The sequence below is a fragment of the Pseudomonas sp. DWRC2-2 genome, assembly GCF_049897885.1.
Classification (GTDB): Bacteria; Pseudomonadota; Gammaproteobacteria; order Pseudomonadales; family Pseudomonadaceae; genus Aquipseudomonas; species Aquipseudomonas azotoformans_A.
The window spans coordinates 218,440-232,248 of record NZ_JAFCXD010000002.1 but is presented as its reverse complement, the minus strand read 5'-3'; the positions used below and the strand labels follow the sequence as shown (position 1 = coordinate 232,248).

The following is a 13,809-nucleotide window of genomic DNA, read 5'->3' as shown; positions in this document are numbered from 1 at the left end:
TTTTATGCTGAGCAAAAAGATTCGCAACTTCCTGCTATTCGGGGTCATCGCCGCGCTGTTCCTGGCGGTGGGCTACTGGAATATCAGCCCGGAGCGCTTTCTCGACCAGCCTGCTGCGCAGGTTGACGAGGGGGCTATCGACTATTACGCCACCAATGCCAAGAGCGTGCAGTTCCTGCCCGACGGCAAGGTGCAGTACGAGATGACCTCGGACAAGGTCGAGCACGTCAAGGCCAGCGAAATCACCCTGCTGACCAACCCGGACATGAATATTTACCGCGGCACCGAATTTCCGTGGCACGTCACCAGCAAGCGTGGCGAGGTCAACCCGGACGGTACCGAGGTGGAACTGATCGACTCGGTGCGCGTTGCGCGCACTGACGATAAAAAACGTGAGACCGTGATTACCAGCAGTCGCATGACCGTATTCCCGCAGAAGCAATATGCGCAGACCGAGCAAGACGTTAGAATCGACGGCGCTGGCGGTGTATCGACTGGCAAGGGAATGAAAGCGTATTTGAAAGAAAGCAGGATACACCTGCTATCGAACGTAAGAGGACAGTATGAGGCTCGTTAAAACTCTCCCTATTTTGCTCGGCCTGGGCGCAGCACTGGGAAGCGTGAGCGCCTGGGCTCTGCCGAACGATAGCCAGCAGCCGATCCACATCTCGGCCGACGATGCGCAGCTGGATGACAAGCAAGGCGTTGCCACCTACACCGGCGGCGTGATCATCACCCAGGGTTCGATGAAAATCACCGGTAATACCGTGACGCTTACGCGCACCAAGACCGGCGATATCGATGTCGTGACCTCGGTAGGCAACCTGGCTTACTTCGAACAGAAGCAGTCGCCCACCGACACGGGCCCGATGAAAGGCTATGGCAAGACCATCCAGTACCACGCCCAGCAAAACCGCATCGTACTGATCGACCAGGCCAAGGTGCTCAGCCCCGATGGCAACTCCACGGAAGGTGAGAAAATCACCTATGACACCGTGAAACAGATCGCTAACGCCGGTCGTGCCAATGGCAACAAGGTCACCGCGCCTCGTCCACGCATCGACATGGTTATCCAGCCGAAGAAGAAGGCCGAGTAATGGCAACCCTGAAAGCCCAGCATCTGGCCAAGGCCTATAAAAGCCGTCAGGTCGTGCGCGACGTCAGCCTGTCGATCGACAGCGGCCAGATCGTCGGCTTGCTCGGCCCCAACGGCGCCGGCAAGACCACTTGCTTCTACATGATCGTCGGCCTGGTCCAGGCGGACCAGGGTCGCGTCCTGATCGACGACCTCGACGTGAGCCACCAGCCGATGCACGGCCGTGCGCGCGCCGGTATCGGCTATCTTCCGCAGGAGGCGTCGATCTTCCGCAAACTGTCGGTCGCCGATAACATCATGGCGATCCTCGAGACCCGCAAGGAGCTCGACCGTGATGGCCGTCGCAAGGAGCTGGAAAGCCTGCTGCAGGAATTCCACATCAACCACATCCGCGACAACCTCGGTATGAGCTTGTCTGGTGGTGAGCGTCGCCGTGTGGAAATCGCCCGCGCCCTGGCTACGGCACCCAAGTTCATCCTGCTGGACGAACCGTTTGCCGGCGTTGACCCGATCTCGGTCGGCGACATCAAGCAGATCATCCATCACCTCAAGGCCAAGGGCATTGGCGTGTTGATCACTGACCACAACGTCCGTGAGACCCTCGATATCTGCGAAACCGCGTATATCGTCAACGATGGTCAACTGATCGCCGAAGGTGATTCCGCTACCATCCTGGCCAACGAACTGGTCAAGGAAGTGTATCTGGGTCACGAGTTCCGCCTGTAAACACCGTGGTGTCACGGCCGTTTGCCGAGGTGCGCGGGAGTCAATGAAAACCTCCGGATTTTTATTGTTACCGCGCTCTAGGCAAAGCCCCCGACATCAGGCATATAATTTGCTTATGTTTGGCGCTCACGCGCCCTGTCGTGGATGGCGCATTGCGCCGGCGAATAAGGTGTTAAGCCCCTGCCATGAAACCATCGCTAGTCCTGAGAATGGGCCAGCAGCTGACGATGACACCGCAGCTGCAACAGGCCATCCGCCTGCTCCAATTGTCGACCTTGGACCTGCAACAGGAAATCCAGGAGGCCCTGGAGTCCAATCCGATGCTCGAACGCCAGGAAGAAGGCGACGACTTCGATAACGCAGACCCGCTGGCCGATAACATCGAGCAAAAACCCAATTCCGACGTGCAGGAACCCTCCTATCAGGAAACCGCCCCTACGGTGGATAACCTCGAGGAAGGCGAATGGAACGAACGCATCCCCAACGAGCTTCCTGTCGACACGGCCTGGGAAGACGTCTACCAGACCAGCGCCAGCAGCCTACCCAGCAACGACGATGACGAGTGGGACTTCACCACCCGCACCTCCGCCGGTGAAAGCCTGCAGAGCCATTTGCTGTGGCAACTGAACCTGGCGCCGATGTCGGACACCGACCGTCTGATCGCCGTGACCCTGATCGATTGCATCAACAACCAGGGTTATCTAGACGAGACGCTTGAAGAGATTCTTGAAGCCTTCGACCCGGAACTGGATATCGAGCTGGACGAGATTGAAGCCGTCCTGCACCGCATCCAGCAGTTCGAGCCTGCTGGAATCGGCGCGCGCACTCTCAGCGAATGCCTGCTGCTGCAATTGCGCCAACTGCCAGCCAAGACACCTTGGCTCGCCGAGGCCCAGCGTCTGGTCACCGATTACATCGACCTGCTGGGCAGCCGCGACTACAGCCAGTTGATGCGCCGCATGAAGCTCAAGGAAGACGACCTGCGCCAGGTCATCGAGCTGGTACAGAGCCTCAACCCGCGCCCAGGCTCGCAAATCGAGTCCAGCGAAGCCGAATACGTGGTGCCTGACGTGATCGTGCGCAAGGACAACGAGCGCTGGCTCGTGGAGCTGAACCAGGAGTCGGTGCCACGCCTGCGGGTCAACCCGCAATACGCCGGTTTCGTGCGTCGCGCCGACACCAGCGCCGACAACACCTTCATGCGTAACCAGTTGCAGGAAGCGCGCTGGTTCATCAAGAGCCTGCAAAGCCGCAACGAAACCCTGATGAAAGTGGCCACCCAGATCGTCGAGCACCAGCGCGGCTTCCTGGAGTACGGCGACGAAGCCATGAAACCGCTGGTGCTGCATGACATCGCCGAAGCGGTGGGCATGCACGAATCGACGATTTCCCGGGTCACCACGCAGAAATTCATGCATACCCCACGGGGTATTTATGAACTGAAATACTTTTTCTCAAGCCACGTCAGCACCTCCGAAGGCGGTGAATGCTCGTCCACGGCGATCCGAGCGATCATCAAAAAACTGGTTGCCGCGGAAAATCAGAAAAAGCCATTGAGTGACAGTAAGATCGCTGGTTTACTGGAGGCACAAGGCATTCAGGTCGCCCGTCGAACCGTCGCCAAGTACCGCGAGTCCCTCGGGATCGCGCCTTCCAGCGAGCGTAAGCGTTTGATGTGACGGGCGGGCCACAGCGTTCCAGTGGTGGGTATTCCTGCCCACCGCTTTATGCACTGGCAACGAAGGAGAAGCTGTATGCAAGTCAACATCAGTGGACACCAGCTGGAAGTCACCAAACCCCTGCGTGAATACACCGAAAGCAAGCTGAACAAGCTGGCAGGGCATTTTGACAAAATCACCAACGTGCAGGTCATCATGGAGGTCGATAAGCTCAAGCAGAAAATCGAGGCCACCCTGCACGTACCGAATGCAAAGCTGGTCGCCAATGCGGAGCATGAAGACATGTACGCGGCGATTGACTCGCTCTACGACAAGCTTGACCGCCAACTCATAAAGCATAAGGAAAAGAATCTGCACCTGATGCAAGGTACAGGTCGTTAACCCTCCCCCCATGATCCGACTTGAAACCATCCTGACCCCCGGCCGTTCCCTCGTGAACGTGCCGGGCGGCAGCAAGAAGAAAGCCCTCGAACAAATTGCCAACCTGATCGCGCGCGAAGTGCCGGATCTGGAGATGCAAGATGTCTTCGACGCGCTGATTGCCCGTGAAAAACTCGGTTCCACCGGTTTTGGCAACGGCATCGCCATTCCTCACTGCCGTCTCAAGGGCTGCGAAACCCCCGTCAGCGCCCTGCTGCACCTGGAAGCCCCCATTGATTTCGATGCGATCGACGGCGCCCCGGTTGACCTGCTGTTCGTTCTGCTGGTCCCGCAAGCCGCCACCGATGCGCACCTGGAACTGCTCCGGCAGATCGCCAGCATGCTCGACCGCAAGGAAGTACGTGACAAACTGCGCAGTGCCAGCAGCAACGAGGCGCTGTATCAGGTTGTCCTGGATGAACAGAACGGGCAGTAACCATGCGTTTGATCATCGTCAGCGGCCGCTCCGGCTCGGGTAAAAGTACCGCCCTCAATGTGCTTGAGGACAACGGTTTCTATTGCATCGACAACCTGCCCGCCGGCCTGCTGCCGGAACTGGCGGAACGCGCGTTGATCCACACCGAACTGGCGCAACCCCTGGTCGCCGTTTCGATTGATGCCCGCAACCTGCCCAGCCACCTTGAGCGATTCCCGCAATTGCTCGAGGAAGTACGGGCCAAGCACATTCATTGCGACGTGCTGTACCTGGACGCCGATGAAGAGACCCTGCTCAAGCGGTTCTCCGAAACCCGCCGGCGTCACCCCCTCAGCAGCCCTCACCGCTCCCTGGCCGAAGCCATCGAAGACGAAACCAAGCTGCTGGGCCCGATCATTGACCTCGCCGATCTCAAGATCAACACCACCAGCCTCAACCTGTACCAGTTGCGTGATGCCATCAAGCTGCGTCTGCTGAACCAGCCGGAGCCGGGTACGGCGTTTCTGGTGGAGTCGTTTGGGTTCAAGCGCGGCATGCCAGTGGACGCCGACCTGGTGTTCGATGTGCGCTGCCTGCCCAATCCTTACTGGAAGCCGGAACTGCGTGAACAGTCCGGGCTGGATCAGCCCGTGGCCGATTACCTGGCCGCGCAACCGGATGTGGAGGAGATGTTCCAGGACATCTCCAGCTACCTGCTCAAATGGCTACCGCGTTTTGCCGCAAGCAATCGCGCCTATGTCACCATTGCCATCGGCTGCACCGGCGGGCACCATCGCTCCGTCTACCTGACCGAACGCCTGGGCCAGGTGTTGCAACAAACCCTCAAGAACGTCCAGGTCCGCCACCGCGACCTTAGCTGAAAGGAACACCTTCGCGATGCCCGCTCTGGAAATTGAAATCATCAACAAACTGGGCCTGCACGCCCGCGCCTCGGCCAAATTCGTGGGCGTCGCCGGGCAGTTTCCCTGCCAGATCCGCGCCGGTCGCACGCCGGAATCCATGGTCGATGGCAAAAGCATCATGGCGATGATGATGTTGGCAGCCGGCAAAGGCACCAAGATTCATTTGAAGACAGAAGGCGAACAGGAAGACGAAGCGATGGCCGCACTGGTAGCGCTGATCAATAACTTCTTTGATGAGGGTGAGTAAGCTCACCCTTTGAGACAGGCGTGAAGCCGCAACGGCTTCACCCCAACGCGGTATCCATCACCATCATCAAGCAGAACCCGATGCACAGCCCCAGGCTGGCGAGTTTTTCGTGGCCATTGCGTCGCGACTCGGGGATCACTTCGTGAGTCACCACCAACAGCATCGCGCCGGCTGCCAGGGCCAGTCCCAGCGGTAAGAGCACCTCGGCCAGGCTCACCAACCAGGCGCAGAGCACAGCAAATACCGGCTCCACCAGGCCTGATGCCGCGCCGATCAGGAACGCTTTGACTCGCGACATCCCTGCCCCGGCCAACACCAACGCAATCACCAACCCTTCGGGCACATCCTGCAAGGCAATGCCCATGGCCAGGCTGTCGGCATCCGGCATGCCACCGCCCGCCGAGACGCCGACCGCCATACCTTCCGGGATGTTGTGGGCGATGATGGCAAACACGAACAGCCAGATACGCGGCGGAATCACCGGTTTTTCCGGCGTGCCCACCAGCATTTCCGGGCTGGCGCCGGAGACCTTACGGTCCACCAGATACAGCCCGAAAGCACCCAACATGATGCCAAAACTGATCAAACCACTGGCACCCCAGGGCGAAAGGCCCAGGCCTTCAGCCGCGGCAATGCCCGGCACGATCAGCGAAAACGCTGTCGCCGCCAGCATGACTCCAGCCCCAAACCCCAGCAGCGTATCGCTCAACGCCACCGGCATCCGTCGAATGACCAGCACCGGCACCGCACCGAGCGCCGTGCCGAGTGCGCAGATGGATCCGCCCTGCAGGGCGCGCAGAATGCGCGGTTCCAGGTTCAGCCAGGCCAGCCCATGGGCCACCAGCAATGCAGTACCTGCCAACAGCAGCAGCGAGCCAAACGCATAACGAAACATTCGCCCGCTGCTGATCGCCAGTGTTTCAGTGCCCATAGTCGGCCTTAGATCTTGTTATGAAGATGAATATCAGGCCACGGCGGCCTGATAGCGTGCGGCGACTTCTGGCCAGTTGATAACACTGTAGAAGGCATTGATGTATTCCGGACGGCGGTTCTGGTACAGCAGGTAGTAGGCGTGCTCCCACACGTCCAGACCGAGTATCGGCGTGTTGCCGTTCATCAGCGGGCTGTCCTGGTTACCGCTGCTTTCCACCACCAGGGTCTTTTGCGGGGTGACGCTCAGCCAGGCCCAGCCGCTGCCGAAACGGGTCAACGCGGCCTTGGTGAAAGCCTCCTTGAAGCTGTCGAAGCCGCCCAGTTGTTCGTCGATGGCTTTGCCCAGTACGCCCTCGGGCTTGCCGCCGCCTTTAGGCGACATCACCGCCCAGAACAGCGAGTGGTTGGCATGCCCACCGCCCTGATTGATCACCGCTGCGCGCAGTTTTTCTGGCAGTAGCTGCACGCTGGAGACCAGCTTCTCGACCGGCCAGCCGGCGAACTCGGTGCCCTCGACGGCGGCGTTGAGGTTGTTGATGTAGGTCTGGTGATGCTTGGTGTAGTGGATTTCCATGGTTTGCGCATCGATATGCGGTTCCAGGGCGTCATAGGCGTAAGGCAATGCAGGCAGGGTATAAGTCATATCAATGTGCTCCGTAATGAGGAGTGGCGGGTTGCGCCGCAGCGCCACCCAACAGGCGATGGGTACGCGGGTACTCGCCGTGATCGCTGATGAAATTCAATAGCTCGACGTAGGTCTTGCTGCTCTGGCGCAGCGCCGCTTCGCGCAATTGCGGTTTCAGACGCGGGTCCTGCATGGTCTGCAGCAGGCGCTGATGGATAGCGCACAGGTATTCCGCGCTTTCCTCCGGCTGGTTCAGGCGCAGGTGCAGGTCCGCCAGGTTGTGATGGGAAATGACGCAAGCCGCCACTGCTTCGTCGGCATCCGCCCAGCGTTCGAACAACACTTGGGCCAGGGCCAGGGCTTGCAAATAGGCCTCGCGAGCGTCAACCAACTCGCCCGCCATAAAGCAGCGATTGGCCCGTTCGATCGTGCGTTTCCAGTGCTCCATGGTGAGCCTCCAAAGCAGAGTCGGTGATTACACGCCGCCAGCGGTGAGCTTTTCCGGGTCCAGCAGGATCTCCAGTTGGCTGCGCGGCAAGTCCGTGTGTTCAAGGGCGACGTCAATCACCGGACGGCCTTGTTGATAGGCCTTCTTGGCGATCTCAGCAGCCTTTTGGTAACCGATGATCGGGTTGAGTGCGGTCACCAGGATCGGGTTGCGCGACAGCGCTTCCTTGAGCTTGGCTTCGTTGACCTTGAAACTGGCAATGGCCTTGTCGGCCAGCAAACGACTGGAATTGGCCAGTAATTCCAGACTGCTGAGCAGGTTCTGCGCGATGATCGGCAGCATCACGTTCAGCTCGAAGTTGCCCGACTGACCGGCGACGGTGATCACCGTGTCATTACCGATGACCTGAGCGGCAACCATCGCCGTGGCTTCCGGAATTACCGGGTTGACCTTGCCGGGCATGATCGAAGAGCCCGGCTGCAAGCCTTCCAGCTCGATTTCACCCAGGCCGGCGAGTGGGCCGGAGTTCATCCAGCGCAGGTCGTTGGCGATTTTCATCAGCGACACGGCGGTGGCTTTCAACTGGCCAGAGACTGCAACGGCCGTGTCCTGGGAGCCGATCAGGGCAAACAGGTTCTTGCCGGGGGTGAATTTCACGCCGGTCAGGCTGCTCAACTGCTGGCTGAACCGTGCAGCGAATTCAGGGTGTGCGTTGATTCCGGTGCCGACCGCCGTACCGCCTTGGGCCAGTGCTTGCAGGCTCGGCAGAAGGTCCTGCAGATGACCGATATTGGCCTTGAGCTGCTGAGCCCAACCGTTGAGCACCTGGCTCATGCGCACTGGCATGGCGTCCATCAGGTGAGTGCGGCCGGTCTTGATGAACGGGTGAACCTCTTCGGCTTTTTTCTCGATGACCTGTACCAGGTGCAGCAGGGCCGGGAGAGTTTGCTCATGCAGGACCAGCGCGGCACTGACGTGGATCGTGGTCGGGATGATGTCGTTGCTGCTCTGGCCGCAGTTCACGTGGTCGTTGGGGTTGACCGACTCGCCGAGCAAGCGGGTGGCCAGGGTGGCAATCACTTCGTTGGCGTTCATGTTGGAGCTGGTGCCGGAGCCGGTCTGGAAGATATCCACCGGAAAATGCGGCATGAAGTCGCCTTCCAGCAAACCTTGGGCGGCGTCGATGATGGCCTTGCCCTGCCCTTCGCTGATTTGCTTGAGGTCGACGTTGACCTTGGCGGCAGCCGCCTTGGCCAGGATCAGAGCGCGAATGAATTGCGCCGGCATGCGTTGATGACTGATCGGGAAATTGTTCACCGCGCGCTGGGTTTGCGCACCGTACAAGGCCTCGGCAGGTACTTGCAGTTCGCCCATGCTGTCGCGTTCGATACGGGTGTTACTCATCGTTAGATCCTTGCACCAGGTCGGAGTGAGAAATAGACGGCAGCAATTCGCAGGTCGCCAATCGCCACGCAAAGGACTGCCAGCGCTTGAGGCGGCAGGCGCAGTGGGAGAGTTTTTCCAGATCGCGCAGCGGGCGCCAGGCTTGGTCCAGGCACAGGGAGCGCCAATGCCAGGGCAGCGCGATGTCGCTGGCGGTATCGAGCAGCAGGCGGAATGAAGTTTCTGCGATCGTCCACGGATGGGTCGCCGTGCAGCACGCCAGGTATCGACCCTCATTGAGGTAATGTTCGATCAGGCGCGGCTCGTTGGGGTCGAGGCCGCAGCGAATCTGGCGACTCATCCAGCGCCAGCTTTCCAGGTAAGGATCCTCATGCAGGACAGAACTCATGATCCACGCTCATCCGTTAATGATATTTATTATTAAATGATATTGAGAATCAAAACAATAGCGGCAGATTGATCCGCTTGCAAAACGCCCACAAAAAAAGGCGCGCCACCTGATAGATGGCGCGCCTTTTTGGCTTAAGCGTTAGAGGGATCAGCTGCCGGCGACAGTCATCCGCTCGATCAACACCGAACCTGTGCGAATGTTGCTGCGCAATTCCAGATCATTACCCACGGCGACGATCTGCTTGAACATGTCGCGCATATTGCCGGCGATGGTCACTTCCTGGACGGCGAACTGGATCTCGCCATTTTCCACCCAGAAACCCGCCGCGCCGCGGGAGTAATCACCGGTGACCATGTTCAGGCCATGGCCCATCAGCTCAGTCACCAGCAAGCCGCGCCCCATGCGCCGCAGCAGCGCCGCCTGGTCTTCATCGCCATGGGTGACGAACAGGTTGTGTACGCCTCCGGAGTTTGCGGTGCTTGGCAGGCCCAGCTTGCGGCCGGCGTACGTGCCCAGCACGTAAGACACCAACTCGCCCTTCTCGACGAACGGCTTGGCATAGGTCGCCAAACCATCACCGTCGAACGACGTACTGCCCATGGCGCGCATCAAGTGCGGGCGCTCATCGATGGTCAGCCATTCCGGGAACAGCTTCTGGCCAATCGCCCCCTCCAGGAACGAAGATTTGCGGTACAAGTTGCCACCGGAAATCGCCCCCAGGAAACTGCCAAACAGCCCACCGGCCAGTTCTGCCGAAAACAGCACCGGCACTTCACAGGTCGGTACCGGGCGTGCGCCCAGACGGCTCGCCGCACGCTGCGCGGCGCGCTGGCCAATACTGACCGGGTCCGCCAGCAACTCACCCTGGCGGTTCACGTCGTACCAGTAATCGCGCTGCATCTGGCCATCAGCCTCGGCGATCATCACGCAGCTCAAGCTATGGCGGGTGGACGCATAACCACCAATAAAGCCGTGGCTGTTGCCATATACGCGGCAGCCCTGGTGCGTGCTCAACGTGGTGCCATCCGCATTCTTGATGCGGGCATCGGCGTCGAACGCGGCGGCTTCGCAGATCAGCGCCTTTTCAATGGCCTGTTCGGGGGTGATGTCCCAGGCGTGAAACAGATCGAAGTCCTTCAGGTCCTTGGCCATCAGCGCCTTGTCGGCCAGGCCCGAGCTTTCGTCCTCGGAGGTGTGCTTGGCGATTGCCAACGCAGCCGCCACCGTCTCGCGAATCGCCTCCGGACCGCTGGCCGAGGTACTGGCCGAACCTTTGCGTTGCCCGACATACAAGGTGATACCAAAACCCTGGTCGCGGTTGAACTCAACGGTTTCCACTTCCCGCTGGCGCACCGACGTCGACAGCCCCTGCTCCAGCGACACCGCCACTTCACAGGCACTGGCCCCCTGGCGCTTGGCCTCGGCAAGGATCTGCTCGACTTGTTCCTGCAGTGCCGGTAACGCTTGCGGACCGACGCTTTGGGCTGCACTCATGGTTTTCTCCACTCAAATTCTGCTTTCGGTTAAGGCCATCGAGCGACCGGGCCGGACAAGCGGCCCCCGACTGGTTATCATGGCGGCGTTTCTTTGCGGACTGCCACCATGGTTGATTCTTACGACGACTCCCTCGATGGGGAGAAAAGCAAAACCCAGGTCAAACGTGAGCTGCATGCTCTGGTTGACCTCGGCGAGCGCCTTACAACGCTCAAAAAAGACTTGATTGCAAAATTGCCACTGACCGACGAAATGCGTCGTGCCCTGGCCGATGCGCCCAAGCACACCGCGAATATCGCGCGTAAACGGCACATCTCGTTTATCGGCAAACTCATGCGCGATCAGGACATCGACGCCATTCTGACCTTGCTCGATCAAACCGATGCCTCGACTCGCCAGTACAACGAACGCTTCCATAACCTGGAACGTTGGCGTGACCGCCTGATCTCGGGCGATGACGCGGTGCTGGAGAAATTCGTGGTGGACTATCCGGACGCGGACCGCCAGCAACTGCGCTCCCTGATCCGTCAGGCCCAGCACGAACTGGCGCATAACAAGGCGCCGGCCACCAGCCGTAAAATCTTCAAGTACATCCGTGAGCTGGACGAGACTCAACGCGGCCTGCGTTGACCCTCTTCCCCGGGTGGCGGTTTTCGCCACCCGAAGCTCCACCTTTCTTACGACCCCGTGCCACCCACGGTGATCGCATCAATCTTCAGCGTTGGCTGGCCGACACCCACCGGTACCGACTGCCCGTCTTTCCCACAGGTGCCCACGCCGCTGTCCAGCGACAGGTCGTTACCGACCATCGACACCTTGCTCATGGCTTCCGGACCGTTACCGATCAACGTTGCACCTTTGACCGGCGCGGTGATCTTGCCGTCTTCGATCAGGTACGCCTCGCTGGTGGAGAACACGAACTTGCCGCTGGTGATATCCACCTGGCCACCCCCAAGGTTGGCACAGTAGATACCGCGCTTCACCGAAGCGATGATCTCGGCCGGGTCGCTTTCGCCACCGAGCATGTAGGTGTTGGTCATGCGCGGCATCGGCAGGTGCGCATAGGATTCACGGCGGCCGTTACCGGTGCGCGCCACGCCCATCAGGCGAGCGTTGAGCTTGTCTTGCATGTAGCCCTTGAGCACGCCGTTTTCAATCAAGGTGGTGCACTCGGTCGGGGTGCCTTCGTCATCGACGCTCAGCGAGCCCCGGCGACCGGCCAGAGTGCCGTCATCAACGATGGTGCAGAGTTTGGACGCAACCATTTCACCCATGCGCCCGCTATAGGCCGAACTGCCCTTACGGTTGAAGTCACCTTCCAGGCCATGGCCGACCGCTTCGTGCAGCAGTACGCCGGACCAGCCCGAACCCAACACCACCGGCAAAGTGCCGGCCGGCGCTGGAATGGCTTCCAGATTGACCAGCGCCTGGCGCAACGCTTCACGGGCGTACCCCATGGCACGGTCGTCGGTGAGGAAATAACGGTAGTCGGTACGCCCGCCGCCGCCATGACCACCGCGCTCGCGGCGACCGTTCTGTTCGACGATCACACTGACATTGAAACGCACCAACGGGCGTACATCCGCCGCCAGGCCGCCGTCGGTGGAGGCCACCAAAATGCGCTCCCACACACCGGCCATGCTCACTGTGACCTGCTGGATACGCGGGTCCAGCGCACGGGTGGCGGCGTCGATGCGCTTGAGCAGCTCGACCTTTTCGGCCCGGCTGATCACTTCCAGAGGGTTATCCGGCGCGTACAACTGCGCCACGTCCTGGGTGCTGAACGCCTGCACCGTGCCATTTTGCCCGGCCCGGGAGATCGAGCGCGCGGCACGCGCCGCCAGGCCCAAGGCCTCCAGGGTGATCGCATTGCTGTAGGCAAAGCCGGTTTTTTCACCGGATTGCGCGCGCACGCCCACCCCCTGGTCGAGGTTGAAACTGCCTTCCTTGACGATGCCGTCTTCCAGGGCCCAGGACTCGGAAATCTGCCCCTGGAAATACAGGTCGGCCGCGTCGATGCCCGGCCCGGCCAGGTCGCCGAGTACGGTTTGCAAGCTTTCGATGGTCACGCCACCGGGTGCCAGGAGGTGATCACTGACTGAGGACAACAACTCGCTCATAGGTATGGCCTTAAATTCATCGTTCCGAAGCAGGTCGCTGTGCGCCCTGCGAGAAAAAGCGCCGATGGTTGACCACCGGCATGCGCGCCCTTATCGACGCTTGTTCAGTGCTATCGCGTGCGGCCAGCAACACCGCTTCGCCTTGATCCTGTTGTGCCATCACCCGCCCCCAGGGGTCGACAATTGCCGCATGACCATAGGTTTCCCGTGGTCCCGGATGCACACCGCCTTGAGCGGCCGCCAGCAGGTAGCACTGGGTCTCGATGGCGCGCGCGCGAATCAGCACATCCCAGTGCGCCGCGCCGGTCACCGCCGTAAACGCCGACGGCGCGGTAATCAATTCAGCCCCGGCCGCGCGCAACTCGCTGTACAGCTCAGGGAAGCGCAGGTCGTAACACACCGTCAGGCCCAAGCGGCCGACGGGCGTGTCCGCCACCACCACATTGCCTCCGAAAGCATAGTCGTCGGATTCGCGATAACGGCCACGGGCATCGGCGACATCCACATCGAACAGGTGCAACTTGTCGTAACGGGCAACGATTTCACCCTGATCATCGACCAGCAACGAGCAGGCATTGGACTTGGCGTTTGGCTGGTCCTTTGGCGGCAGCGGCAAAGTGCCTGCCACTATCCATAAGGTGAGGTCGCGGGCGGTCTGTTTCAACCACGGCAGGATCGGGCCTTCGCCCAGTGCTTCGGCGCGACCGATGTCGGCCACGTCGCGGCGGCCCATGGCGGCGAAGTTTTCCGGCAAGACCGCCAGCTTCGCACCACCCGCCGCAGCTTGTTCCAGCAGGCGCCGGGCCTGAGCCAGGTTGGCCAGCACATCGCTCTGGCTGACCATTTGAATTACCGCAAAGGACATGGGCCGTCTCTCCGTCATGGGCA

General features: G+C 60.3%; 17 protein-coding genes. 9 read left to right on the top strand and 8 right to left on the bottom strand.

Annotated features, from left to right (window positions below; genetic code table 11):
• Nucleotides 1-4 precede the first annotated feature (4 nt).
• The 8 genes from lptC to ACP7EW_RS09530 all read left to right on the top strand — a co-directional run bounded on the left by lptC (nucleotide 5) and on the right by ACP7EW_RS09530 (nucleotide 5,506).
• Nucleotides 5-577 carry an LPS export ABC transporter periplasmic protein LptC gene (lptC, locus tag ACP7EW_RS09565; protein WP_133074646.1) on the top strand — a complete coding sequence of 191 codons (573 nt, stop codon included), beginning with the start codon at nucleotides 5-7 and terminating at the stop codon, nucleotides 575-577.
• Nucleotides 564-1,097 (top strand): lipopolysaccharide transport periplasmic protein LptA, encoded by a 534-nt coding sequence (gene lptA, locus ACP7EW_RS09560; protein WP_033899372.1) that lies wholly within the window; start codon nucleotides 564-566, stop codon nucleotides 1,095-1,097. The genes lptC and lptA overlap by 14 nt, the downstream gene beginning before the upstream one ends.
• Nucleotides 1,097-1,822 carry an LPS export ABC transporter ATP-binding protein gene (gene lptB / locus ACP7EW_RS09555; protein ID WP_003171806.1) on the top strand — a complete coding sequence of 242 codons (726 nt, stop codon included), beginning with the start codon at nucleotides 1,097-1,099 and terminating at the stop codon, nucleotides 1,820-1,822. The genes lptA and lptB overlap by 1 nt, the downstream gene beginning before the upstream one ends.
• Nucleotides 1,823-2,007: 185 nt before the next feature.
• Nucleotides 2,008-3,501: an RNA polymerase factor sigma-54 gene (locus ACP7EW_RS09550; protein WP_016974289.1), complete on the top strand. Its 1,494-nt coding sequence runs from the start codon at nucleotides 2,008-2,010 to the stop codon at nucleotides 3,499-3,501.
• A gap of 75 nt (nucleotides 3,502-3,576) precedes the next feature.
• Nucleotides 3,577-3,882, top strand: coding sequence for a ribosome hibernation-promoting factor, HPF/YfiA family (gene hpf / locus ACP7EW_RS09545; RefSeq protein ID WP_003171804.1), 306 nt, complete (start codon nucleotides 3,577-3,579; stop codon nucleotides 3,880-3,882).
• A gap of 10 nt (nucleotides 3,883-3,892) precedes the next feature.
• Nucleotides 3,893-4,357 carry a PTS IIA-like nitrogen regulatory protein PtsN gene (gene ptsN / locus ACP7EW_RS09540; RefSeq protein WP_061435337.1) on the top strand — a complete coding sequence of 155 codons (465 nt, stop codon included), beginning with the start codon at nucleotides 3,893-3,895 and terminating at the stop codon, nucleotides 4,355-4,357.
• 2 nt (nucleotides 4,358-4,359) lie between these two features.
• Nucleotides 4,360-5,217: an RNase adapter RapZ gene (rapZ, locus tag ACP7EW_RS09535; protein ID WP_028618857.1), complete on the top strand. Its 858-nt coding sequence runs from the start codon at nucleotides 4,360-4,362 to the stop codon at nucleotides 5,215-5,217.
• A 16-nt stretch (nucleotides 5,218-5,233) separates the two neighbouring features.
• A complete protein-coding gene (locus ACP7EW_RS09530; RefSeq protein ID WP_016974292.1) occupies nucleotides 5,234-5,506 on the top strand; it encodes an HPr family phosphocarrier protein in 273 nt (90 codons plus the stop codon).
• 37 nt (nucleotides 5,507-5,543) lie between these two features.
• On the opposite strand, the gene ACP7EW_RS09525 is transcribed toward ACP7EW_RS09530, so the two are convergent.
• The 6 genes from ACP7EW_RS09525 to pmbA all read right to left on the bottom strand — a co-directional run bounded on the left by ACP7EW_RS09525 (nucleotide 5,544) and on the right by pmbA (nucleotide 10,801).
• Nucleotides 5,544-6,437, bottom strand: coding sequence for a ZIP family metal transporter (locus tag ACP7EW_RS09525; protein ID WP_016976208.1), 894 nt, complete (start codon nucleotides 6,435-6,437; stop codon nucleotides 5,544-5,546).
• A 33-nt stretch (nucleotides 6,438-6,470) separates the two neighbouring features.
• Nucleotides 6,471-7,082: a superoxide dismutase gene (locus ACP7EW_RS09520; protein ID WP_426216669.1), complete on the bottom strand. Its 612-nt coding sequence runs from the start codon at nucleotides 7,080-7,082 to the stop codon at nucleotides 6,471-6,473.
• 1 nt (nucleotide 7,083) lies between these two features.
• Complete coding sequence (locus tag ACP7EW_RS09515) at nucleotides 7,084-7,512, bottom strand: hypothetical protein (RefSeq protein ID WP_426216667.1); 429 nt, start codon at nucleotides 7,510-7,512, stop codon at nucleotides 7,084-7,086.
• A gap of 27 nt (nucleotides 7,513-7,539) precedes the next feature.
• Nucleotides 7,540-8,916 (bottom strand): class II fumarate hydratase, encoded by a 1,377-nt coding sequence (locus ACP7EW_RS09510; protein WP_426216665.1) that lies wholly within the window; start codon nucleotides 8,914-8,916, stop codon nucleotides 7,540-7,542.
• Complete coding sequence (locus ACP7EW_RS09505; RefSeq protein WP_038851040.1) at nucleotides 8,909-9,304, bottom strand: hypothetical protein; 396 nt, start codon at nucleotides 9,302-9,304, stop codon at nucleotides 8,909-8,911. The genes ACP7EW_RS09510 and ACP7EW_RS09505 overlap by 8 nt, the downstream gene beginning before the upstream one ends.
• Nucleotides 9,305-9,454: 150 nt before the next feature.
• Nucleotides 9,455-10,801, bottom strand: coding sequence for a metalloprotease PmbA (pmbA, locus tag ACP7EW_RS09500; RefSeq protein WP_033899352.1), 1,347 nt, complete (start codon nucleotides 10,799-10,801; stop codon nucleotides 9,455-9,457).
• Nucleotides 10,802-10,909: 108 nt separating this feature from the next.
• Between pmbA and yjgA the strand changes: the two genes are divergently transcribed.
• Nucleotides 10,910-11,431 (top strand): ribosome biogenesis factor YjgA, encoded by a 522-nt coding sequence (gene yjgA, locus ACP7EW_RS09495; protein ID WP_033899348.1) that lies wholly within the window; start codon nucleotides 10,910-10,912, stop codon nucleotides 11,429-11,431.
• A 47-nt stretch (nucleotides 11,432-11,478) separates the two neighbouring features.
• Here the strand turns inward: yjgA and tldD are convergent, their stop codons facing one another.
• Both tldD and ACP7EW_RS09485 read right to left on the bottom strand, forming a co-directional pair.
• Entirely contained in the window at nucleotides 11,479-12,921 is a 1,443-nt protein-coding gene (tldD, locus tag ACP7EW_RS09490) for a metalloprotease TldD (protein ID WP_010213129.1), read from the bottom strand.
• A 16-nt stretch (nucleotides 12,922-12,937) separates the two neighbouring features.
• Nucleotides 12,938-13,786 carry a carbon-nitrogen hydrolase family protein gene (locus ACP7EW_RS09485; RefSeq protein WP_426216663.1) on the bottom strand — a complete coding sequence of 283 codons (849 nt, stop codon included), beginning with the start codon at nucleotides 13,784-13,786 and terminating at the stop codon, nucleotides 12,938-12,940.
• Nucleotides 13,787-13,809 lie beyond the last annotated feature (23 nt).

Coding starts and splice junctions, on each gene's coding strand:
- lptC (WP_133074646.1), top strand. CDS start 5: ATGCTGAGCAAAAAGATTCGCAACTTCCTGCTATTCGGGGTCATCGCC.
- lptA (WP_033899372.1), top strand. CDS start 564: ATGAGGCTCGTTAAAACTCTCCCTATTTTGCTCGGCCTGGGCGCAGCA.
- lptB (WP_003171806.1), top strand. CDS start 1,097: ATGGCAACCCTGAAAGCCCAGCATCTGGCCAAGGCCTATAAAAGCCGT.
- ACP7EW_RS09550 (WP_016974289.1), top strand. CDS start 2,008: ATGAAACCATCGCTAGTCCTGAGAATGGGCCAGCAGCTGACGATGACA.
- hpf (WP_003171804.1), top strand. CDS start 3,577: ATGCAAGTCAACATCAGTGGACACCAGCTGGAAGTCACCAAACCCCTG.
- ptsN (WP_061435337.1), top strand. CDS start 3,893: ATGATCCGACTTGAAACCATCCTGACCCCCGGCCGTTCCCTCGTGAAC.
- rapZ (WP_028618857.1), top strand. CDS start 4,360: ATGCGTTTGATCATCGTCAGCGGCCGCTCCGGCTCGGGTAAAAGTACC.
- ACP7EW_RS09530 (WP_016974292.1), top strand. CDS start 5,234: ATGCCCGCTCTGGAAATTGAAATCATCAACAAACTGGGCCTGCACGCC.
- ACP7EW_RS09525 (WP_016976208.1), bottom strand. CDS start 6,437: ATGGGCACTGAAACACTGGCGATCAGCAGCGGGCGAATGTTTCGTTAT.
- ACP7EW_RS09520 (WP_426216669.1), bottom strand. CDS start 7,082: ATGACTTATACCCTGCCTGCATTGCCTTACGCCTATGACGCCCTGGAA.
- ACP7EW_RS09515 (WP_426216667.1), bottom strand. CDS start 7,512: ATGGAGCACTGGAAACGCACGATCGAACGGGCCAATCGCTGCTTTATG.
- ACP7EW_RS09510 (WP_426216665.1), bottom strand. CDS start 8,916: ATGAGTAACACCCGTATCGAACGCGACAGCATGGGCGAACTGCAAGTA.
- ACP7EW_RS09505 (WP_038851040.1), bottom strand. CDS start 9,304: ATGAGTTCTGTCCTGCATGAGGATCCTTACCTGGAAAGCTGGCGCTGG.
- pmbA (WP_033899352.1), bottom strand. CDS start 10,801: ATGAGTGCAGCCCAAAGCGTCGGTCCGCAAGCGTTACCGGCACTGCAG.
- yjgA (WP_033899348.1), top strand. CDS start 10,910: ATGGTTGATTCTTACGACGACTCCCTCGATGGGGAGAAAAGCAAAACC.
- tldD (WP_010213129.1), bottom strand. CDS start 12,921: ATGAGCGAGTTGTTGTCCTCAGTCAGTGATCACCTCCTGGCACCCGGT.
- ACP7EW_RS09485 (WP_426216663.1), bottom strand. CDS start 13,786: ATGTCCTTTGCGGTAATTCAAATGGTCAGCCAGAGCGATGTGCTGGCC.